At 67.4% G+C, this 22,005-nt stretch carries 16 protein-coding genes; 10 read left to right on the top strand and 6 right to left on the bottom strand.

Going from position 1 to position 22,005, the window contains the following annotated elements:
• The first annotated feature begins 113 nt into the window (after positions 1–113).
• From ACF1FZ_RS02050 to tuf, 5 genes are all read left to right on the top strand, one after another.
• Entirely contained in the window at positions 114–4,013 is a 3,900-nt protein-coding gene (locus tag ACF1FZ_RS02050) for a DNA-directed RNA polymerase subunit beta' (RefSeq protein WP_391771421.1), read from the top strand.
• A gap of 498 nt (positions 4,014–4,511) precedes the next feature.
• A complete protein-coding gene (gene rpsL / locus ACF1FZ_RS02045; RefSeq protein WP_003948652.1) occupies positions 4,512–4,883 on the top strand; it encodes a 30S ribosomal protein S12 in 372 nt (123 codons plus the stop codon).
• A 2-nt stretch (positions 4,884–4,885) separates the two neighbouring features.
• Entirely contained in the window at positions 4,886–5,356 is a 471-nt protein-coding gene (rpsG, locus tag ACF1FZ_RS02040) for a 30S ribosomal protein S7 (RefSeq protein ID WP_018101248.1), read from the top strand.
• A 38-nt stretch (positions 5,357–5,394) separates the two neighbouring features.
• Complete coding sequence (gene fusA, locus ACF1FZ_RS02035; protein ID WP_391771420.1) at positions 5,395–7,524, top strand: elongation factor G; 2,130 nt, start codon at positions 5,395–5,397, stop codon at positions 7,522–7,524.
• 148 nt (positions 7,525–7,672) lie between these two features.
• Complete coding sequence (gene tuf, locus ACF1FZ_RS02030; protein WP_391771419.1) at positions 7,673–8,866, top strand: elongation factor Tu; 1,194 nt, start codon at positions 7,673–7,675, stop codon at positions 8,864–8,866.
• A gap of 221 nt (positions 8,867–9,087) precedes the next feature.
• Here tuf and ACF1FZ_RS02025 read toward each other — a convergent pair whose 3' ends face one another.
• Genes ACF1FZ_RS02025 through ACF1FZ_RS02005 form a run of 5 tightly spaced genes read right to left on the bottom strand, consistent with a single transcriptional unit; the run spans position 9,088 to position 14,537 of the window.
• Positions 9,088–9,789, bottom strand: a complete 702-nt coding sequence (locus ACF1FZ_RS02025) for a tpaF (RefSeq protein ID WP_391771418.1) — start codon at positions 9,787–9,789, stop codon at positions 9,088–9,090.
• Complete coding sequence (locus ACF1FZ_RS02020) at positions 9,786–11,414, bottom strand: tpaE (protein ID WP_391771417.1); 1,629 nt, start codon at positions 11,412–11,414, stop codon at positions 9,786–9,788. Before ACF1FZ_RS02020 ends, ACF1FZ_RS02025 begins: the two co-directional genes overlap by 4 nt.
• Before the next feature lie 14 nt (positions 11,415–11,428).
• The gene (locus ACF1FZ_RS02015) at positions 11,429–12,067 is read right to left on the bottom strand and encodes a cyclodehydratase (protein WP_391771416.1); all 639 of its coding nucleotides are present in this window, start codon (positions 12,065–12,067) and stop codon (positions 11,429–11,431) included.
• Positions 12,064–13,410, bottom strand: coding sequence for a YcaO-like family protein (locus ACF1FZ_RS02010; RefSeq protein WP_391771415.1), 1,347 nt, complete (start codon positions 13,408–13,410; stop codon positions 12,064–12,066). The genes ACF1FZ_RS02015 and ACF1FZ_RS02010 overlap by 4 nt, the downstream gene beginning before the upstream one ends.
• 50 nt (positions 13,411–13,460) lie before the next feature.
• Positions 13,461–14,537 (bottom strand): hypothetical protein, encoded by a 1,077-nt coding sequence (locus ACF1FZ_RS02005; RefSeq protein WP_391771414.1) that lies wholly within the window; start codon positions 14,535–14,537, stop codon positions 13,461–13,463.
• 195 nt (positions 14,538–14,732) lie between these two features.
• Here ACF1FZ_RS02005 and ACF1FZ_RS02000 point away from each other — a divergent pair, with 195 nt between their 5' ends.
• The 3 genes from ACF1FZ_RS02000 (at position 14,733) to ACF1FZ_RS01990 (ending at position 18,794) form a co-directional block, all read left to right on the top strand.
• Entirely contained in the window at positions 14,733–14,876 is a 144-nt protein-coding gene (locus ACF1FZ_RS02000; protein WP_078597647.1) for a thiocillin/thiostrepton family thiazolyl peptide, read from the top strand.
• Positions 14,877–15,202: 326 nt separating this feature from the next.
• Positions 15,203–17,854, top strand: a complete 2,652-nt coding sequence (locus tag ACF1FZ_RS01995; RefSeq protein WP_391771413.1) for a lantibiotic dehydratase — start codon at positions 15,203–15,205, stop codon at positions 17,852–17,854.
• Complete coding sequence (locus ACF1FZ_RS01990) at positions 17,832–18,794, top strand: lantibiotic dehydratase C-terminal domain-containing protein (protein ID WP_391771412.1); 963 nt, start codon at positions 17,832–17,834, stop codon at positions 18,792–18,794. Before ACF1FZ_RS01995 ends, ACF1FZ_RS01990 begins: the two co-directional genes overlap by 23 nt.
• Positions 18,795–18,911: 117 nt before the next feature.
• Here ACF1FZ_RS01990 and ACF1FZ_RS01985 read toward each other — a convergent pair whose 3' ends face one another.
• Positions 18,912–20,114: a cytochrome P450 gene (locus ACF1FZ_RS01985; RefSeq protein ID WP_391771411.1), complete on the bottom strand. Its 1,203-nt coding sequence runs from the start codon at positions 20,112–20,114 to the stop codon at positions 18,912–18,914.
• A 312-nt stretch (positions 20,115–20,426) separates the two neighbouring features.
• Here ACF1FZ_RS01985 and ACF1FZ_RS01980 point away from each other — a divergent pair, with 312 nt between their 5' ends.
• Positions 20,427–20,792, top strand: coding sequence for a hypothetical protein (locus tag ACF1FZ_RS01980; protein ID WP_391771410.1), 366 nt, complete (start codon positions 20,427–20,429; stop codon positions 20,790–20,792).
• A 329-nt stretch (positions 20,793–21,121) separates the two neighbouring features.
• Complete coding sequence (gene nshR / locus ACF1FZ_RS01975) at positions 21,122–21,925, top strand: NshR/TsnR family 23S rRNA methyltransferase (RefSeq protein WP_391771409.1); 804 nt, start codon at positions 21,122–21,124, stop codon at positions 21,923–21,925.
• Positions 21,926–22,005: the final 80 nt, after the last annotated feature.

The following is a 22,005-nucleotide window of genomic DNA, read 5'->3' as shown; positions in this document are numbered from 1 at the left end:
ATCCCCGTGATTTGGCCGGCTCTCCCCGGACCCGTTCAGACCATTGCTGAAGTGCCCCGATTTCTCGCGTGAAGCGAGGGGGCTCGAACCCCCGAAAGAGGGATTGACGACAAGTGCTCGACGTCAACTTCTTCGACGAGCTGCGGATCGGCCTTGCCACCGCGGACGACATCCGGACCTGGTCCCACGGCGAAGTGAAGAAGCCGGAGACCATCAACTACCGCACGCTCAAGCCCGAGAAGGACGGACTCTTCTGCGAGAAGATCTTCGGTCCGACCCGGGACTGGGAGTGCTACTGCGGCAAGTACAAGCGTGTCCGCTTCAAGGGCATCATCTGTGAGCGCTGTGGCGTCGAGGTCACGCGCGCCAAGGTGCGCCGTGAGCGCATGGGCCACATCGAGCTTGCCGCTCCCGTCACCCACATCTGGTACTTCAAGGGCGTCCCGTCGCGCCTCGGATACCTGCTGGACCTCGCGCCGAAGGACCTCGAGAAGGTCATCTACTTCGCTGCGTACATGATCACGTTCGTCGACGAGGAGCGCCGCACGCGTGACCTCCCGTCGCTGGAGGCGCACGTCTCCGTCGAGCGCCAGCAGATCGAGAACCGCCGTGACTCGGACCTCGAGAACCGCGCCAAGAAGCTCGAGACCGACCTGGCCGAGCTCGAGGCCGAGGGCGCCAAGGCCGACGTGCGCCGCAAGGTGCGCGAAGGCGCCGAGCGTGAGATGAAGCAGCTGCGTGACCGTGCGCAGCGCGAGATCGACCGTCTCGACGAGGTGTGGAGCCGCTTCAAGAACCTCAAGGTCCAGGACCTCGAGGGCGACGAGCTGCTCTACCGCGAGCTGCGCGACCGCTTCGGTACGTACTTCGACGGCTGCATGGGCGCCGCCGCGCTGCAGAAGCGCCTGGAGTCCTTCGACCTCGACGAGGAGGCCGAGCGCCTCCGCGAGATCATCCGTACCGGCAAGGGCCAGAAGAAGACCCGTGCGCTCAAGCGCCTCAAGGTCGTCTCCGCGTTCCTGCAGACCAGCAACAAGCCCAAGGGCATGGTGCTCGACTGCGTGCCGGTCATCCCGCCGGACCTGCGTCCGATGGTGCAGCTGGACGGTGGCCGCTTCGCGACCTCCGACCTGAACGACTTGTACCGCCGTGTGATCAACCGCAACAACCGCCTCAAGCGTCTCCTCGATCTCGGTGCCCCCGAGATCATCGTGAACAACGAGAAGCGGATGCTGCAGGAGGCCGTCGACGCGCTGTTCGACAACGGCCGCCGCGGTCGCCCGGTCACCGGTCCCGGTAACCGTCCCCTGAAGTCCCTCAGCGACATGCTGAAGGGCAAGCAGGGCCGTTTCCGCCAGAACCTCCTCGGTAAGCGCGTGGACTACTCCGCGCGTTCCGTGATCGTCGTCGGTCCGCAGCTCAAGCTGCACCAGTGCGGTCTGCCGAAGGCGATGGCGCTGGAGCTCTTCAAGCCGTTCGTGATGAAGCGCCTGGTGGACCTGAACCACGCGCAGAACATCAAGTCGGCCAAGCGCATGGTCGAGCGTGGCCGCACCGTCGTGTACGACGTCCTCGAAGAGGTCATCGCCGAGCACCCGGTGCTGCTGAACCGTGCGCCCACCCTGCACCGCCTCGGCATCCAGGCCTTCGAGCCGCAGCTGGTCGAGGGCAAGGCCATCCAGATCCACCCGCTCGTCTGCACCGCGTTCAACGCGGACTTCGACGGCGACCAGATGGCCGTGCACCTGCCGCTCTCCGCGGAGGCGCAGGCCGAGGCCCGCATCCTGATGCTGTCCTCGAACAACATCCTGAAGCCGGCCGACGGCCGTCCCGTCACCATGCCGACCCAGGACATGGTGCTGGGCCTCTTCTTCCTCACCACGGACGAAGAGGGCCGCGACGTCAAGGGCACGGACCGCGCGTTCGGTTCCACGGCCGAGGCCACCATGGCCTTCGACGCCCGCGAGCTGTCACTCCAGGCGAAGGTCGACATCCGCTTCCCGGTGGGCACCATGCCCCCGCGCGGCTGGGTGCCGCCGGTCGCCGAGGAGGGCGAGCCCGAGTACCAGCCGGGTGACACCTTCCGTCTGCGTACGAGCCTGGGCCGCGCGCTCTTCAACGAGCTGCTGCCCGAGGACTACCCGTTCGTCGACTACTCGGTGGGCAAGAAGCAGCTCTCCGAGATCGTCAACGACCTGGCCGAGCGCTACCCCAAGGTCATCGTGGCGGCGACGCTCGACAACCTGAAGGCGGCCGGTTTCCACTGGGCGACCCGCTCCGGCGTGACCGTGGCCATCTCCGACGTCGTCGTGCCCGAGGCCAAGAAGGCCATCGTCAAGGGCTACGAGGAGCAGGACGAGAAGGTCCAGAAGCAGTACGAGCGCGGTCTCATCACCAAGGACGAGCGCACGCAGGAACTCATCGCGATCTGGACCAAGGCGACCAACGAGGTCGCCGAGGCGATGAACGCGAACTTCCCGAAGACGAACCCCATCTTCATGATGGTCGACTCGGGTGCCCGAGGAAACATGATGCAGATGCGTCAGATCGCGGGTATGCGCGGTCTGGTGTCGAACGCCAAGAACGAGACGATCCCCCGTCCCATCAAGGCGTCCTTCCGTGAGGGCCTCACCGTTCTGGAGTACTTCATCTCCACGCACGGTGCCCGTAAGGGTCTGGCGGACACCGCCCTGCGTACCGCCGACTCGGGCTACCTCACCCGCCGTCTGGTGGACGTCTCGCAGGACGTCATCATCCGCGAGGAGGACTGCGGCACCGACCGCGGCCTCAAGCTGAAGATCGCCGTCAAGGGCGCCGACGGTGTCCTGCGCAAGACGGACGACGTCGAGACCTCGGTCTACGCCCGCATGCTCGCCGAGGACGTCGTCGTCGACGGCAAGGTCATCGCGCCTGCCAACGTCGACCTCGGTGACGTCCTGATCGACGCCCTGGTGGGCGCCGGCGTCGAGGAGGTCAAGACCCGCTCGGTCCTGACCTGCGAGTCCGCGGTCGGCACCTGTGCCTTCTGCTACGGACGCTCGCTCGCCACCGGCAAGCTGGTCGACATCGGTGAGGCGGTCGGCATCATCGCCGCCCAGTCCATCGGTGAGCCCGGCACCCAGCTGACGATGCGTACCTTCCACACCGGTGGTGTGGCCGGTGACGACATCACCCAGGGTCTGCCGCGTGTCGTCGAGCTCTTCGAGGCCCGTACACCCAAGGGTGTCGCCCCGATCTCGGAGGCGGCCGGCCGCGTCCGGATCGAGGAGACCGAGAAGACCAAGAAGCTCGTCGTCACCCCGGACGACGGCAGCGAGGAGACGGCGTTCCCGATCTCCAAGCGTGCCCGTCTCCTGGTCGGCGAGGGCGACGCGGTCGAGGTGGGCCAGAAGCTCACCGTCGGTGCCACCAACCCGCACGACGTGCTGCGGATCCTCGGTCAGCGCGCGGTCCAGGTCCACCTGGTCGGCGAGGTCCAGAAGGTCTACAACTCGCAGGGCGTGTCGATCCACGACAAGCACATCGAGATCATCATCCGGCAGATGCTGCGCCGCGTGACGATCATCGAGTCCGGTGACGCGGAGCTGCTGCCGGGCGAGCTCGTCGAGCGGTCGAAGTTCGAGACCGAGAACCGTCGTGTGGTCACCGAGGGCGGTCACCCCGCCTCCGGCCGTCCGCAGCTGATGGGTATCACGAAGGCCTCGCTCGCCACCGAGTCGTGGCTGTCGGCGGCGTCCTTCCAGGAGACGACCAGGGTCCTGACCGACGCGGCGATCAACGCCAAGTCGGACTCCCTGATCGGCCTCAAGGAGAACGTCATCATCGGTAAGCTCATCCCGGCCGGTACGGGCCTGTCCCGCTACCGCAACATCCGGGTCGAGCCGACCGAGGAAGCCAAGGCCGCGATGTACTCGGCCGTCGGTTACGACGACATCGACTACTCGCCGTTCGGCACGGGCTCCGGCCAGGCCGTCCCGCTGGAGGACTACGACTACGGTCCGTACAACCAGTAGAAGTGAGTGAGAAGGGCGCCCACCCCGTCGAGTACCACGTACGGGGTGGGCGCCCTTCTGTGTGTCCGGCGGGGGCCCAGCGTGAGGTCGGTCACCCGGGGTGACCGCTGTGCGGCCGGCCCCCGTGGGGGACCCGACCGGGCATCCGTCGTCGGCCGGCCGTTCATGCTGGTGGGAGGGGTCGGGCTGTCCGGCCGGCCGTCGTCCCGGGGGGTCTCCACGTCCCGGGCGGGGCCCCCGCCGGGACCGGGGGCCGGAGACGGACTCCATTTGTTTTGACCCAGCTCCGTGAGGTAGGTACGCTCAAGCCTTGTGCCTGGGGTGTGCCTGGGCTCGGCTGCGTGTCTTCAACCGCATGGCGAGTCCGTTGGTTGCCACCGCAATCTGTGTTCCTTCCGCTTCACGGCGGGGGCTTGCAGTATTCGACACACCCGACCGCGTGGGTCGGTGAGTGTTCCAGGTTAGTTTCACGAACGGCACACAGAAACCGGAGAAGTAGTGCCTACGATCCAGCAGCTGGTCCGGAAGGGCCGGCAGGACAAGGTCGAGAAGAACAAGACGCCCGCGCTCGAGGGTTCGCCCCAGCGTCGTGGCGTCTGCACGCGTGTGTTCACGACCACCCCGAAGAAGCCGAACTCGGCGCTCCGTAAGGTCGCGCGTGTGCGTCTGACCTCCGGTATCGAGGTCACGGCCTACATCCCGGGTGAGGGGCACAACCTGCAGGAGCACTCCATCGTGCTCGTGCGTGGTGGCCGTGTGAAGGACCTGCCGGGTGTTCGTTACAAGATCATCCGCGGTTCGCTCGACACCCAGGGTGTCAAGAACCGCAAGCAGGCCCGCAGCCGCTACGGCGCCAAGAAGGAGAAGTAAGAATGCCTCGTAAGGGCCCCGCCCCGAAGCGCCCGGTCATCATCGACCCGGTCTACAGCTCTCCTCTTGTCACCTCGCTGATCAACAAGATCCTGCTCGACGGCAAGCGTTCCACCGCCGAGCGGATCGTGTACGGCGCCATGGAAGGCCTCCGCGAGAAGACCGGTGCAGACCCGGTCATCACGCTGAAGCGCGCGCTTGAGAACGTCAAGCCCTCGCTCGAGGTCAAGTCCCGCCGTGTCGGTGGCGCCACCTACCAGGTGCCGATCGAGGTCAAGCCCGGCCGCGCCGCCACCCTCGCTCTGCGCTGGGTCGTGGGTTACTCCCGCGCCCGTCGCGAGAAGACCATGACCGAGCGCCTCATGAACGAGCTGCTCGACGCCTCCAACGGTCTTGGCGCTGCCGTCAAGAAGCGCGAGGACACCCACAAGATGGCCGAGTCCAACAAGGCCTTCGCGCACTACCGCTGGTAGTCGCTCACCCCATCGAGACCGAGAGAAGATTGAGCCTTATGGCCACCACTTCGCTTGACCTGGCCAAGGTCCGCAACATCGGGATCATGGCCCACATCGACGCGGGCAAGACGACCACCACCGAGCGGATCCTCTTCTACACCGGCGTTTCGTACAAGATCGGTGAGGTCCACGACGGCGCAGCCACGATGGACTGGATGGAGCAGGAGCAGGAGCGCGGCATCACGATCACGTCCGCCGCGACGACCTGTCACTGGCCGCTCAATGATGTTGACCACACCATCAACATCATCGACACCCCGGGTCACGTCGACTTCACCGTCGAGGTGGAGCGTTCGCTCCGCGTCCTCGACGGTGCCGTCACCGTGTTCGACGGTGTGGCCGGTGTCGAGCCCCAGTCCGAGACCGTCTGGCGTCAGGCGGACCGCTACGGCGTTCCGCGCATCTGCTTCGTCAACAAGCTCGACCGCACCGGTGCCGACTTCCTTCGTTGCGTCGACATGATCGTTCAGCGCCTTGGCGCGGTCCCGATCGTCATGCAGCTCCCTATCGGTGCGGAGGCCGACTTCCGAGGCGTCGTCGACCTCGTGACGATGAAGGCCTTCGTGTACCCCGAAGAGGCCGTCAAGGGCGAGATGTACGACACCGTCGAGATCCCGGACAACCTCAAGGAGGCCGCCGAGGAATGGCGCGGCAAGCTCCTCGAGGCCGTCTCGGAGAACGACGACCAGATGATGGAGCTGTACCTCGAGGGCGAAGAGCCCACCGAGGAGCAGCTGCACGACGCGATCCGCCGTATCACGCTCGCGTCGAAGGGCTCGGCCGACTCCGTCACCGTGACCCCCGTCTTCTGTGGCACGGCGTTCAAGAACAAGGGCGTCCAGCCCCTGCTCGACGCGGTCGTCCGCTACCTGCCTTCTCCCCTGGACGTCGAGGCCATCGAGGGTCACGACGTCAAGGACCCGGAGGAGGTCATCCGGCGGAAGCCCTCGGACGACGAGCCGTTCTCCGGCCTGGCGTTCAAGATCGCGAGCGACCCGCACCTCGGTAAGCTCACCTTCGTCCGGATCTACTCCGGTCGCCTCGAGGCCGGCACCGCGGTGCTGAACTCGGTCAAGGGCAAGAAGGAGCGCATCGGGAAGATCTACCGCATGCACGCGAACAAGCGTGAGGAGATCCCCTCGGTGGGCGCCGGTGACATCGTCGCCGTCATGGGCCTGAAGCAGACCACCACGGGTGAGACGCTGTGTGACGACAAGAACCCGGTGATCCTGGAGTCCATGGACTTCCCGGCGCCGGTCATCCAGGTCGCCATCGAGCCCAAGTCCAAGGGTGACCAGGAGAAGCTGGGTGTCGCCATCCAGCGTCTCTCGGAGGAGGACCCCTCCTTCCAGGTGCACTCCGACGAGGAGACCGGCCAGACCATCATCGGTGGTATGGGCGAGCTTCACCTCGAGGTGCTCGTCGACCGCATGAAGCGCGAGTTCCGCGTCGAGGCGAACGTCGGCAAGCCCCAGGTCGCATATCGTGAGACGATCCGCAAGGCCGTCGAGCGTATCGACTTCACGCACAAGAAGCAGACTGGTGGTACCGGCCAGTTCGCGAAGGTGCAGATCGCCATCGAGCCCATCGAGGGCGGCGACGCGTCGTACGAGTTCGTCAACAAGGTCACCGGTGGCCGCATCCCCCGTGAGTACATTCCCTCGGTGGACGCGGGTGCCCAGGAAGCCATGCAGTTCGGCATCCTGGCCGGCTACGAGATGGTGGGCGTCCGCGTCACCCTTCTCGACGGTGGTTACCACGAGGTCGACTCCTCGGAGCTCGCCTTCAAGATCGCTGGTTCGCAGGCGTTCAAGGAGGGTGCTCGCAAGGCGTCCCCCGTGCTTCTCGAGCCGATGATGGCCGTCGAGGTCACCACGCCCGAGGACTACATGGGTGAAGTGGTCGGCGACATCAACTCCCGCCGTGGCCAGATCCAGGCCATGGAGGAGCGCCACGGCGCTCGCGTCGTGAAGGGCCTCGTGCCCCTCTCGGAGATGTTCGGCTACGTCGGAGACCTCCGCAGCAAGACCTCGGGTCGCGCAAGCTACTCGATGCAGTTCGACTCCTACGCCGAGGTTCCGCGGAACGTCGCCGAGGAGATCATCGCGAAGGCCAAGGGCGAGTAACTCTTCCGAGCTCACGCTTTAGGCTTGTCACCGGAGCCCGGTCGGGCATGTGCCGCAGTGCGGCACATGCCCCCCGGCACCGGCATTCCAGCAAAGATCACCTGGCGCCGATGAAGCAAGGCGTACAGAACCACTCAGGAGGACCCCAGTGGCGAAGGCAAAGTTCGAGCGGACTAAGCCGCACGTCAACATCGGCACCATCGGTCACATCGACCACGGTAAGACGACCCTCACGGCCGCCATTACCAAGGTGCTGCACGACGCGTACCCGGACCTGAACGAGGCCTCGGCCTTCGACCAGATCGACAAGGCTCCTGAAGAGCGCCAGCGCGGTATCACCATCTCGATCGCGCACGTCGAGTACCAGACGGAGTCGCGTCACTACGCGCACGTCGACTGCCCGGGTCACGCGGACTACATCAAGAACATGATCACGGGTGCGGCGCAGATGGACGGCGCCATCCTCGTGGTCGCGGCCACCGACGGCCCGATGCCGCAGACCAAGGAGCACGTGCTCCTGGCCCGCCAGGTCGGCGTGCCGTACATCGTCGTCGCGCTGAACAAGGCCGACATGGTGGACGACGAGGAGATCCTGGAGCTCGTCGAGCTCGAGGTCCGTGAGCTCCTCTCCGAGTACGAGTTCCCGGGCGACGACGTTCCCGTCGTCAAGGTCTCGGCGCTCAAGGCGCTCGAGGGCGACAAGGAGTGGGGCCAGTCGGTCCTCAACCTCATGTCCGCCGTCGACGAGGCCATCCCGCAGCCCGAGCGTGACGTCGAGAAGCCGTTCCTCATGCCCATCGAGGACGTCTTCACGATCACCGGTCGCGGTACGGTCGTCACCGGCCGCATCGAGCGTGGTGTCCTGAAGGTCAACGAGACCGTCGACATCGTCGGTATCAAGACCGAGAAGACCACCACCACGGTCACCGGCATCGAGATGTTCCGCAAGCTGCTCGACGAGGGCCAGGCCGGTGAGAACGTCGGTCTGCTGCTTCGTGGCATCAAGCGCGAGGACGTCGAGCGCGGCCAGGTCATCATCAAGCCGGGTTCGGTCACGCCGCACACCGAGTTCCAGGCCCAGGCCTACATCCTGTCGAAGGACGAGGGTGGCCGTCACACCCCGTTCTTCAACAACTACCGCCCGCAGTTCTACTTCCGTACCACGGACGTGACGGGCGTTGTGACCCTTCCCGAGGGCACCGAGATGGTCATGCCGGGTGACAACACCCTCATGGACGTCGCGCTGATCCAGCCGGTCGCCATGGAAGAGGGCCTGAAGTTCGCCATCCGTGAGGGTGGTCGCACGGTGGGCGCCGGCCAGGTCACCAAGATCACCAAGTAATTCCCTTACTTGTGGGTCGGGGTAACCCGGTTGCTCTGAACTGAGCGCACAGCACCAAGCAGGGCCCGTACGGCATCACGCCGTACGGGCCCTGTGCTGTTGTCACCGCGCGGGTCCGGTGCGGGGCCCTCCCCGCGGCCGGTTCCCGGACAGGACGACGGCCCGCACACCCCGGCGGGTGGTGCGGGCCGTCGCGACGCGGCGCCCCTCCGCCCCGGCGTTCAGCTGCGAGGGGGATGGGCGTACGTGGTGGCCAGGAGGGAATGGCGGGTGGCCCCGTCGCTGTGGACCAGACGATGCACGGACGACGGGACGAAGCCGCCGAACAGCGTGCCGACGAGGCCCAGTGCCTGACACCGGAAATTGAGGTCGTAGGTGGCCATCGAGGCCCGCAGCGCGCTGATCCGGTAGCCGTGGGCCCCCGCCCAGGTGTCGGCCCGGTCCAGACTCGCGTACAGCGCGACGATCCCCGCGCCGGTGGAGAACTCGCGCTGGACACCGAGGTTCTCCGGAGGCCCGATCTCTTCGAGTCCGGCCAGGTGGAAGCTCTCCTCGGCGGTCACCCGGTAGAGCCCCGGCGCGGTGCCCTCGCTGCGGAACGCGAAGACGAAGCCCTCCAGCGCGCCCGCCGAGGCGTCGAGCCCCCAGTCGTCACGGTCCCGGCGCAGCACGTCGCGCAGCAGCGAGAGGATCACGTCCGTGCGTACCGGCCGTGGTGTGTAGTGCAGCGAGGAGCGGCGCCGCTCGAGTGTGCCCCGCAGGTCGTGCACCGGCCGTAGAGCTTCGGCCGGGGGATCCGGTTCGACGGGCACGGCGTTCGCGAACGGCACCGGCCGGCGCTCCGCCGCCAGGCCGTCCGACGTGCTCGCCCGGGAGGTGAAGCCCTCCAGCACAGCCGTCATGGACGTCAGGTCGCTCCTCATGCGGGTCCTCCCAGGGTCGCGAAGGCGGCGATGGGCTCATCCGCCGGTGTGGTGCCGAGCACCAGGGCCAACGCTTCGTCGTCCCACTCCGACCGCGGTGTGAAACCCAGCCCCAGGTGCTGCGAGAGCTCCCGCATACTGGCCAGGTTGCAGCCGGCGTCCAGGAACACCAGCCTGAAGCCGAACGTGCCGTACTTGGTCATGACCTTCTTGAGGTCCCCGGTGATGATGATGTCGCACGTCGAGTCGCCCGGAGGCACCTCGTCGGAGAGTGTCACGAGTGTGTGGCTGTCCTGGGCGTAGGCGTAGATCCCCGGCGGCATGATCCGCTCGTCACGCAGCACCACGTAAGCCGTCGTGCTGCCGATGTTCCCCGACGCCGCGGTCCACCGCTTGACGCGTTCCGGTGTCGTCTCGTCGTCCTTCACACCGAAGGCGATCTTCAGCAGCAGCCCCAGGGAGCTCAGCGTGAGGGGGACCTCGCCGTGCGACGGGTCGTGGCGCCCGGACTCGGCGAGGACCGCGAGATCGAGGGCGGGGAGCGGTGTGTGCGGGCGGCTCGGCCAGTCCTTGAACTGCGACTGCAGGCGCACGTTGGACGCGTAGTAGTGCGCCTGGTGGTCCTTCGGAGCGAGGAAGGCGCGGGGAGGCATCGCGACCGAGGCCTCGTAGACGGTCCCGGCCGGGGCCTGCGGTGCGACCGGGCCCCGCGCGTAGGAGCACCGGGGACATCCGGGGCGCACGGCCAGCGGACGGTAGGCCGTGGCCAGGGTGGCGGTGTCGATGACGGTGGAGTCGCCGGGGAGGTGCGAGACCGTGGCCCGTGCGAGCAACGCGGTGACGTGGTGCGAGGCCAGGCCGACGACCAGGTCGTGCAGGTGCTCGGGCGGTTCGCCGGAGAGGTCCGCCTCACCGTGGCGGCCGCAGTCCAGGCAGGGCGTGATCGAGAGGTCGGCGTACGGTCCCACGGTGATCGTCCGTTCGTCGGCGCGCACCCGCAGCAGCGGGCGCCCGTCCTGCCGGCACCGTTGCTCGGTGGCGGCGAGCAACGGTGCCGACACGAGCGTCTCGAAGAACACGGTGAGCTCGTCCCCGGGGCCCGGCGGGCCGGCCGGGCCCGTGACCACCTGGCACACCTCCTGGAGCGACCGGTGGGCCCCTGCGACGAGGGTGGCGTCCCCCTCGAGGCGCACGGAGCGCAGTGCCAGTCGCGCAGCGGCGTCCGCCCAGGACGGGTTCGCCCCGGTGGAATTGCCCAGGCGGGAGAGGAAGACGGCCCACTCGGGGCTGACGTCCGGCTCCTTCCCGGACACGGCCTCCTCGATCGCCCCGGCCGTCCAGAGCAGGGCGAGGCACTTGTAGACCGTGGCCTCGTCGAAACCGGTCCTGTGTGCCAGTTCAGCGTGGTCACGGGTGCCGTCACACGCCTCGGTCAGGGACACCAGCCCTTCACGGGCGAACGCGCCGGAGAACACCTGTGCCCGGTCGGCGCCGTCGAGCACGACGGATTCCCCGGCCCGGCGCAGCCTCACCCCGCGTCGCAGGACGGGCCGGGAGGGGACGACCAACTGCATGTCCGTGCGCGCGGCCCGACCGATCTGCTCGGCCTTCATCTCGGCAACCATGATCGATCTCCTCTTTACCGCAGCAGTTCCGGAACCGGCATGGCGCTGTCCGCACGCGCCCGCGAGAACCGGTCCCCGCACCGCGGGCACCGGTTCACCGAGACCGTCACCGCGGACGAGACGGTTCCCGAGACGAGGTTGAACGTGCGTACGGTGCCCCCGATCCCCGTGACGCCCGTGGTGATCTCGGTCAGGGCGAGGTCCAGGAGGCCGGAGGCCACAGCTACGTGCTGCCGCCCGAAGCCCTCGGCCAGGCCGGACAGGGCCGCGTCCATGTCGTACGGGAGAGCGGTGCCCGCGTGCTGGGCGGCGCGCTTCCTGAAGCACGCGTAGCACGCCGTCCTGCCCGGAACCACGGCCGGCCCGCAGACGATCTTGGTCGGCAGCAACTGGAGCCCGACGGACGGCGTGCCGCGCTCCGCGCAGAGCCGGTCGACCTCGTCGCGGAACTCCGGGTCACCGCCTGCGTGCACGGGGACCACGACCTCAGCGTGCGGCGGGGTCTCTTCCCGGAAGTCCTCGAAGGACACCTGCTGCTCCGGAGGGACACCGCGGTGTCCGGTGAGCCGCCGGCCGAAGGCGTCACCCACCAGGTACAGGCACTGCGGACGCGGATCGTGCGACATGCTGCTCTGCTCCTTCTTCTCGCTCATGCGAACGGCTGCTGCACGGGGTTGAGCGCGTCCTCGGTGTAGCTCGTGTGCCCCATGGCGCGCGGCGCCTCGTAGAGGCGCGGGGTGCCGAGGTACCGCTCCCCGTGCACGAACGACACGGGCATCGCCTCGGGCACGAGTACCTTGACCGCCCGCATGCCGACCTGGCGCGCCTCGTCCGTGGTGATGTCGGTGACGAGTACTTCGGCGCCGCGCGCCGCGAGCCGGTCGACGACGGTGTCCAGCGGGTCCGCCCCCGCGGGCAGGCCCGGCATGCCGTCGAGGCCGTACGACGGGCGTTCACCGTCCAGCAGGAACCCGAACACGTCCCGCCGGTCGCGGGAGGCGTTGTGGACAGCGCCGCCGACCACGCTCACCTTGGCCGGATCGGGCTCGCGCCCGGCGTACGCCGACAGGTATCCGCGCAACGCCACCCGCAGGGAGGAGAGTTCGCGGTAGATCTTGCCCAACGCCTCTTCAGGACGGACGTCGCAGGTGGCGGCGACGATCTGGGCGAGCGCGGGGTCGGCGTCGGAGAGCTGCACGGCGTAGACGACCGGCACGCCGAAGTCCGTCGTCGCGTCGAACAGCCTCACCCGCAGGTCCGTCGAGGTGCCGACCCTGTACAGCTCCCGGACACCGGCGTCGAGCCGCTCCGGGTCCACGACCAGCTCGGGCAGTCGCAGCTGCTGGAGCCAGACCAGAGCGATGGCGTCCCGCTCGACGACCTCCAGCAGCCCGCCCAGTACGGCGCTGCGTACGTCGGAGTGCACCGCGGCACCCGTGGTGATGCCCCGGATGAACTCCTCGGACTTCGACTGGTAGGGCATGTGCAGATACACCGAGATCGCCGGCACGAGCACCGGTACCTGCCGGGTGAGTGACCACGCACGCACCCAGCGGATCGGGACCGACGGGTCGTACGCGGTCAGGCTGCAGTCGTCCCGTGCCAGCTCGGTGGGTGAGCAACTGGGCCACCGGGACGGTGACACGTACTCCTCGGTGAGGTCGTCCTCCGCGGCGACCACCATCTCGTCGTCGTCCCACGCACACGTGGAATAACGCTCGAGCGCTTCCGCGATGGAGACCAGCTTGGCGCGTTCGGGCGTGAGTCCGGTGCCGGCACCGTCGGAATTACCGGTGTCCTCGTCGTGGGCCCACGTCCGGAGGTTGGGGAGGGCACGGGACGGGACTCCGAGGTAGGCCAGCTGGACGGCGAAGGGCGGCTCGCCCTCGCGCACCGGCAGCGGCGCGGTGCGCGACACCAGTCCGTACGGCGAGACGAGCTCTTCGAGGCCGCGCAGCTCGGCCGAGATGTGCTCCTGGTGCCTGTTCGGATTCATGTGGTTCTTCTTCCTGCGTCCGGATGTTCCCCGTGCCCGTGTCGCGTCGCCTACTCGGTGGCCGTCCTGGACACCGCCGCCATGCTCCTGGCCAGATCGTCGAGACCGTCCTGGAGTTCCTTCATGGACTTGCCGCAGACCTCTTCGTTGGCACGTGCGACGACGTAGCAGAAGACGTACCTCTCCGCCAGGCTGAAGCCGAGGGAGTAGAGGCAGCTGTACAGCAGGCTGGTCTGCAGCCGGAAGGCCAGGAAGTCGGTGTCGCGGTGCATGAGGTGATCGAGCTCGGCACTCGGTGGCGTATGGAAGCGGGTCGGTTCGACCGGGGCGCCCCGCTTGCGCACGAGGTCTTCGAGCGTGTGTCCGGCGTTGACGACGGATCCGTCGGAAAAACTTTCAGCCAGGTGGCTCGATCCGGACGTGATGATGTCCGTCCATTTTCGAATCGTATCGTCCGTGTGTTCGGCGTCCGGGTCGCCGCACGCCGTGATGAATTCCCGGGCGGCCGTCCCGACCTGTTCGTAGAATCTCGCGCAGGCGGCATCGAAGGATTTCGGGTCCTTGGTGCGCAGATATATCGCTTCGAAATGTGAGCGGTAGCTCAGCAGGCGCAGGGAAAGCAACTCGTTGAATTCGTAACCGTCAATTTTTCTCTGCGGGGATCTCAGCAGGGTCGCTCTGGTGTGCGCAACCATGAGCCGGATGGCACCGAGTGCCGGCGGTGGGGAATTCGGTGCCTCCGCCGCGCGATCCAGGAACGATACGAGGATCGGTGCGACCTCCTGGAAGAGCCGCTTGGAGGAATCGGAGAATCCGGTTCCGGTGAATCCCGCGTTCCACAGCGGTGAGGGAACCGAATCCAGCGGTGTCGCGTCCACATGTGCGGAGCACCCGTGTCGCTGGGCGAATCTCTGCAGGTCATCGCGGGTGGCGTCCCCGTCGGGCACTCCGTCGATGCTGATCTGCAGGACCTCTGCGCCGTCCCGTCGGTCCTGGGTGCGCACGAAGTAGTAAGGGCCGTGACTGCCTGCCCCGCCTACCCGCTCCGCCGCGAACAATTCGCGAATCAGGGGCGCGAACGTGTCGTTGTATTTTGAACCAATGGGCTGCGGGATGGTGGCGAACAAGTGCACGAACAAGCCCCCGAGATTTCAGTCGGCGCCGGACCGGCCGCCGCGTGATCTTGTAATCGACCGTAACTCAGTGAGACGAGGGGAAGGAACCCCGCCTCCTGTGTGATCTGCGTCACTTCGAATAATGCTTGCGTTGTGATCAGTCGAATGCCTAGATTCGAAGCACATTGACGAAAGGGGGTGTAATCAATGGAGCAGCAGATCGAACTCGATGTGCTCGAGATTTCGGACCTCATTGCAGGTGCTGGGGAGAATGACGACCTGGCGCAGGTGATGGCCGCCTCGTGCACGACCACCAGCGTTTCGACGAGTTCTTCGTCGTCCTCGTCCTGAATTTAGGGACCGGGGAACAGTTGAGCCACCGTCGGGGTGTTCCTCGGCGGTGGCCTTCTGCAGTCCCGGCGTGCCTGTTCGATTCGAATGGCTGCGCCGTTCCTGGAGATGCGCCGACGATGCGGGCGCCGTGCCCGGGACGAGGGCGGGTCTGCGCGATGCCGGCCGGCCGAAGGGCGGCACACGTGTTGTCAAACGCGAACCGACCGGTTCGGTGGAGTGACTGGCGGGCTCCGTGTGGCGGGGCCCTCTCCGCGGCCGGCCCCGATGACCGCACGCCGTGATGAACCGGGCCGGCGTGACGAAGTTGGGGGATTCCTATGGGTGTGAACATCAGTCCGTACGTCGTCTGCCGGCGGAGCAGACTCCCACTGGGCGAGCTCGGAGGGATGTCCTTCACCGACACCTGGTCGCACATCGACGAACTGCACGCTCTGCGGGACGAGATCGGCAAGCACGCCATCGGTCTGGCCGACCGCCTCGGCGAGGTCGTGCCCACGCTGGGGGACGACGCCCGAGCCGGCCTGATCAAGCTGCGGCGTGACGTGCACAACCTGCGGCACGACCGTGCGGCGGCACGACTGGAGTCACTCCGTCCGCATCTGGAATCCGAGGTGTTCGCCGAGGTCGAGCGATGGTGCGGGCTCGGCTCCCGGGCCGAGAAGTGCGAGCAGGAGGGGCGACTGCAGCTCGAGAGCGAGAAGAGCCGGGCCGCTGACGGCTTCCGCGAACTCTTCGAACACGATGCGATGGCCCGGAGCATCCAGCTTTCCGGGGACCGGCTGTACCGGGGCCTGCGCGACCTCGTCTCGGGTGACGAAGCGGCTGCCCTCAAACCGAGCAAGGCCCGCCTGCGCGAGTCCTCCCTCGTCAACTTCGCGTACCGGGCGAGCCTGAAACCGTCACCCTTCGGACGGTTCACCGAGATCGGCGCCTTCCCCCCTGACGATCCGGGCTCTGCGGATCCCGGTCACCGGGACGGCGGACCGCAGGAGTCGGTCACCACGCTGAACCGCCTCCTCGTGAACTGGGTGCTCGCCGGGTTGCCACTGGTACCGGGCGGTCTGGAGCCGGGACACCTCGTGCTGAACTCCACACTGCGGGCCGGCGCCGATTCCGTCGAATTCGTCGGTGTCGCCCCAGGATCCCGGGAGGAGGGCCGGATCGCCTCCGAGAAGGTGCTGCGGGTCCGCCGGGAGGGGCTCTTCGACGCGCTCCTCGCGGCGATGCCCCAAGGATCGGCTCCGGCGGCCACGGTGCTGCGCGACCTCACCGCCGTCACCGGGAAGCAGGACGCGAGCCGGAACGTCGTACAAGGCCTCATCCGGGCCGGCGTCCTGTTCTTCCGGCCGCGGATCGACGACCACGATCCCGAGTACACGGCGAAGCTCGACCGCATGCTCGCCGCCGGCGGGACGCCGGAGACGGCCGCGCTACGCGGGCACTTCGGTGAGCTCAGGCGGCTGGAGACCGACTTCTCCCGGGCGACGGCCGACGAACGGCAGAAGCTGCTCGACTCGGCCTACGCGGCGATCGGTGAGATCGCCGAGCTGTGCAAGGTCTCCCCGCCCCCCGAGGAAGTGCTGAAGTCGCCGGTCTTCGAGGACACGCCGGCGTCCACGCCGCCCCAGGCGTGGAGCCTGCCGACGGTGGAGAAGAGCATCCCCGCCCTGACGGGTCTCTGGCGCCTGGCCTCGATGATGGACAACGGCCAGGTGAAGCGGCTGGGCCTCCACTCCTTCGCGACCCGTGTGCTCGGGGACCGCAGCACCATGCCCTTCCTCGAGTTCTTCCAGGCCTTCTCGTCGCTGACGGACCAGGAACAGGCCGACGTGTTCATGGGGCGTGACGTGGAGGCGGTCGGGAGGTACACGGCGCAGCGGGCAGAAGCCCTGCGCACGATCCGGCAGCGACTCGTGCCCGGGGACGACACCGTGCACCTGGACCCCTCGGTCATCGAAGAGGTCTGCGCGGGGGTCGAAGACCTCCTGGACACCGAATCGGTGACGTTCCGGGCGCAGTTCGCCGAGGGCGTGCTGCCGGACAGGGACCGGACACTGGTCGTGAACGGCCTGCTCACCGGCTACGGCGTCTACTTCTCGCGGTTCGGCTCGTTCGTCGGGGGAACCGGGAACTGGTCCCTTCCGGATGCCCAGCGGGACCATCTCGCCCGCAGGTTCCCCGGCCAGGTGGACCTCAACTCCGTGCTCGGGTTCAACTTCAACCTGCATCCCCCGGTGACCCGGCGGGTCGTGAACTATCCCGGCGCGGTGTCGCTCGGCGCGGACCGGACGGTGTACGGACTGGAGCGTCTGGAGGTCCGCGCGGATCCCGCCACCAGGTCGCTGCGCCTCTGGGACCCGGAGACGCAGGAAGTCCTCGACCTCGTGCCCATGAACTTCATGACCCCGGTCGGGGTGCCGCTGCTCTACCGTCTGCTCGAGGCGCTGTCACCGTCCAACCGCTATCTGTGGAAGCCCCTGGACGACATCCGGGACGCGGGCGGACCCACGGTGTACGGCGGGACGGCGCCCCGTCTCGTCGTGGGTGACGTGGTGGCCGACCGCAGGTCCTGGAACGTGGCCGCCGCTGAGATCCCCCTGCTCCAGGACCTGAGCCGGGACGCGTTCGAAGCGCTCGTGGCCTTCGACGCCTGGCGCCTGTCCCGGGGCCTTCCCCGCCACGCCTTCGTGCTGTGCCAGACGCCCGAGGAACGTGACGTCATGGCCGGACGCAGCCGGAAGGTGACCCGTCAGTGGGCGGACTACGCGCACCTGCGCCGTGCCAGCGTCCACAAGCCGATGTACGTCGACTTCCGGAACCCCTTCCTGGTCCGGAGCTTCGCGAAGTCGGCACTGTCGCGTGGCGATGTGCTCGTGTCGATCCGCGAGTGCCTTCCTTCGGTGGACGACTACGGACCCGACACGGGCCGGACCGCAGCAGAGGAGTTCTTCGTTGAACTGTGTACCGACAAGTAGCGGGCAGACCGGGACCCGTGAGTGGAGGACGGTCCACATCCATGTCCCGCATTCGCTGCACACCCCCTTCCTGTGCGACGTGGTCGAGCCGCTGCTCCGGTCCGAGGGTCTGCAGGACCACTTCTTCTTCCTCCGCTACTGGCAGGGCGGGCCCCATCTGCGGCTGCGGATGCTCTGCGGCCCCGGGGCCGGTTCGGCGGAGGCGGCCGAACGGGTCGTCGCGGGTCTGGCCCGCACCATGCCGGAGTTCGGCGGTGAGGCGCGGGACGAGTACGCGCTCGGGCTGACCCTGCAGGACGAGCTCGCCCGTCTGGAGGACGAGACCTCCGCCGAGGGGAGGCCCCTCGGCGCCCTCGACCGGGTGCCCTATGAGCCGGAGTACCGCAAGTACGGGGGGACGGAGGGGCTGCGGATCGCCGAGACCGTCTTCCGGAGGTCCTCGGTGGCGGTGCTCGACCTGCTGGGCCGGCAGCCGCGGAAGTGGGTGGAAGAGCGCCGGGCCCCCATAGGGGAGGCCGCGAGGATCATGGCGATGTTCCTCCACGGCGCGGGCCTCGGCCCGAAGGCGGCCATGCTGTTCCTGCGGGAGTACGAGGACTGGTGGCGCAAGTACGCGCCGGAGGACATGCAGCGTGCCTGGCCCAGGCTGTTCGACGGTGTCTCGGCACAGATCACGAGTCTGTGCACCGCGGTCTGGCGTGACGGCGCCACGGACGACGTGTTCCACGACATCAGCGCGGAGGCCGCCGCCCGTGCTCGCTCCGTGTGCGGCGCCGAGCCCGGCGGCGATGTCCGCGACCTGCGGCTCGACGGCACGCCGTACCCGGGATGCCTCTCGAATTACGTGCACACCACCAACAACCGTCTCGGCCTGGTTCCCGCTGCCGAGGGGCTCGTGGCGTACCTCGTGCGCAGGGGCCTGGAAGCGCTGGACGGTTAGGACCTGTCGTTGGGATCGTTCCGGGCCCGCACGCACCGGGGCCGAACAGCCGAAGCCTCCGTCCCGCGTGGTCCCTTCCCCGCAGGGCCTGTGCCGGACGGAGGCTTCACAGGTGTCTCACCAGGTCACCGGGAGCTTGTGGAGGCCGTACACCCCCATGCTGTCCTTGAAGGGAAGTTCCTCGACCGGGACGGCGAGCTTCAGACCGGGGACCCTTGCGAGGAGGGTGCTGAACACGACCTCCAGCTCCAGCTTGGCGAGGTTCTGGCCGATGCACTGATGGATGCCGTGCCCGAATGCCAGGTGGTGCCTTCCGCCACGCTCGATGTCCAGCCGGTCCGGGTCGGGGAACACCGCCTCGTCGTAGTTGCCCGAGGCGCTGAGCCCGATGACGCCCTCGCCCGCGCGGATCAGGACGCCCCCGATCTCGATGTCGGCCGTCGCCACACGGGAGGTCACCTGGTCGGCGATGCTGAAGTAGCGCAGCAGCTCGTCGACGGCCTGCGGGGCCAGACCCGGGTCGGCCCTGAGCTTGGCCAGCTGGCCGGGATTCTCCAGCAGGCCCACGACACCGAGGGAGATCATGTTCGCGGTGGTCTCGTAGCCGCCGACCAGGAGGACGTTCGCCATCCCGACCAGTTCACCGTGGTCGAACGTGCCGGTCTCGCGGTTCTTGACGACGAGTCTGCCGAGCAGGTCGTCGCCGGGGTCCGCTTCCTGCGCGGTGACCAGCTCGGAGAAGTACGTGTGGAGCTCCTGATGCGCGCTGTTGCGCTCCTGTGGGTCGGCGTCGACGGAGACCAGCTTCCTGGTTCGGTCCTGGAAGAACGCACGGTCCTCGTAGGGCACCCCGAGCAGCTCGCAGATCACCAGCGACGGCACGGGAAGAGCGAGCGCGTCGACCAGGTCGGCCGGCCCCTCGCCGCTGAGCATGGAGGAGATGCACTCGTCCACGATCTCCTCGATGCGGGGGCGCAGTCGGAGCACCCGCTTGACGGTGAACTCCGGGATCACCATCCTGCGCTGCGCGGTGTGGACGGGCGGGTCCATGGCGAGAAGTACCGGCCGCATCTGCTCCATGACTTCCGCCGGCACGTCGAAGTGCAGGGGGTAGCCGGGGTGGGCCAGGTTCGAACTCACGTGAGGGCCGGCGAGCAACTGCCGTATGTGCTCGTGCCGGGTGAGCAGCCACGCGGTCCGCCCGGAGGCCAGAGTGACCTTCGTGATCGGCTGCTCGGCGCGCAGGGAGGCGTACTCCTGCGGCGGGTGGAGCGGGCAGGTCCGGGGGTAGGGAAACGCGCTGTCCTGTTGGTCCGTCACGGTCTTCTCCGCTGCTAGCTCAGGGAAATCGCCTTACGGGATCCATTTAAGCGGACAGGTGATCCACTTCGTGGTGTATCCGGGGAAAGAGGCCGAACTCACGTGGTTCGCGGGAGGAATCGCTTCACTCTCTCCAAGGACCCGTGTGATGGTTTCGGTACAATCCGGCATTGTAGTCGCCGCGCAATCCGGAATAGCTTCTTCCGTATGGCGGTGGGCTGATAGTACGTCGTTTCTTCACGTGCTCCTCGTCGAGGAGACTGCGTTTTCTGTTCCGAAGTCGCCTGTTGTGGCCAGGGGGGAGTTCGAGTCATGTACCTTTCGATCGTCATGTGGGACCTGAAGAAATCGGAAGCCACGGTGGAGAGCCTCAGGGATTATCTGCGGGACTATGCCGTCGACGCCTACTCCGAACTGGAGGGAATGCGGCTCAAGGCGTGGTTCTCCGATGCCGGGCGGCAACTGTGGGGTGCGGTCTACCTGTGGGACAGGCCCGATCAGATGCCGGGTCTGTACAAGGTCAGCCGCGTGGTCGACCTCATCGGCTATCCGCCGACTTCGGTCGGTGGCTTCGCACTTGAGGCGACTGCCGAGGGGAGGAGTGTCCACGAGACGCTGGCCGGCCTGGGCATCGCCCTGGAAGGCGGGCGGGACCAGGGCGGGGCCCGGGAGCCGTGATGATGTGAGGCCGTGCGAGCGGACCCGCGGGGCCGGCCGCAGACCGGGCGCGGTGCGCCGCAGACTCCGGTGCGCCCGGGCCGGGCGGTGCCGCGCACACCGGGACTTCAGGCGTGTCGCACCGGCGCCTTCGCGTGCGTCCCGCGTCGCCCTGTGGGCCACGAGCCGTGCGCGGGCGGCGAGTTCCGGACCAGGTGTGCGGTGTGTGGCCGTGGTGTCCGGACGTGGGTGTGCGGTGTGCTCGATCCGCCCGGACGCGCGTATTTCACCCCGCTTCACCGAGATCATTCGGTGAGGGGGCGGGCGGCGACCGTGCTAACGTCGTGATCGTGGCCAGCCTTGACATTATTACCGAACGCTCTGATTCAGCCGTACAACGCATCATCGATGTCACGAAGTCTTCGAGGTCCGTTGTCCGCACGGTGCTGATCGAGGACATCGAACCCCTTCTGCAGAGCATGCGTGCCGGGGTGGAATTCATCGAGATCTACGGGCTCGACACCACGCCCGTGCCGGAAAGCCTGCTCGCCGAGTGCGAACAGCGCAGAATTCCGGTCCGGCTCCTTGCTTCACCGGTCGCCAATCAGGTCTTCAAGACCGAGAAGAAGCCCAAGCTGTTCGGCATCGCCAAGGTCCCGCGGCCTCGCCGGCTGGCGGACCTGGCCGACACCACCGGTGACCTCATCCTCCTCGACGGAGTGAAGATCGTAGGCAATATCGGTGCCATCGTGCGGACCTCGTTCGCACTCGGGGCGTCAGGGATCGTTCTCGTGGACAGCGATCTCGGCAGCATCGCTGATCGCCGCCTGATCAGGGCGAGCCGGGGGTACGTGTTCTCCCTTCCGATCGTCCTCGCGTCCCGGGCCGAAGCGCTCCAGTACTTCAAGGACCACGGGATGCGCCCGGTGGTCTTCGAGGCCGACGGGAATCGGACCGTCGGTGACCTCGACGGCATGGACGAGCGTCTTGTCCTCATGTTCGGCAGTGAGAAGATCGGCCCGTCGGGCGAATTCTCGGACATCGCCGCCGAATCGGTCTCGATCCCCATGAATCCCGCTGCCGAGTCGCTCAATGTCTCGGTGTCGGCCGGAATCGCGCTGCACGCGAGGGCCCGCCGGAATCTCTCCCGGTAGCCCCGATCCTGCCGTGGAGCCGTAACTGTGCCAAGGGCCCCGTCCACCTCGCAGCAGGGGACGGGGCCCTTCGCCGCGCG

This window comes from Streptomyces sp. NPDC014623, assembly GCF_043088245.1.
In the GTDB taxonomy this organism is placed as follows: Bacteria; Actinomycetota; Actinomycetes; order Streptomycetales; family Streptomycetaceae; genus Streptomyces.
The sequence above is the reverse complement of the archived record's forward strand: the minus strand, read 5'-3'. Positions and strand labels throughout refer to the sequence as shown.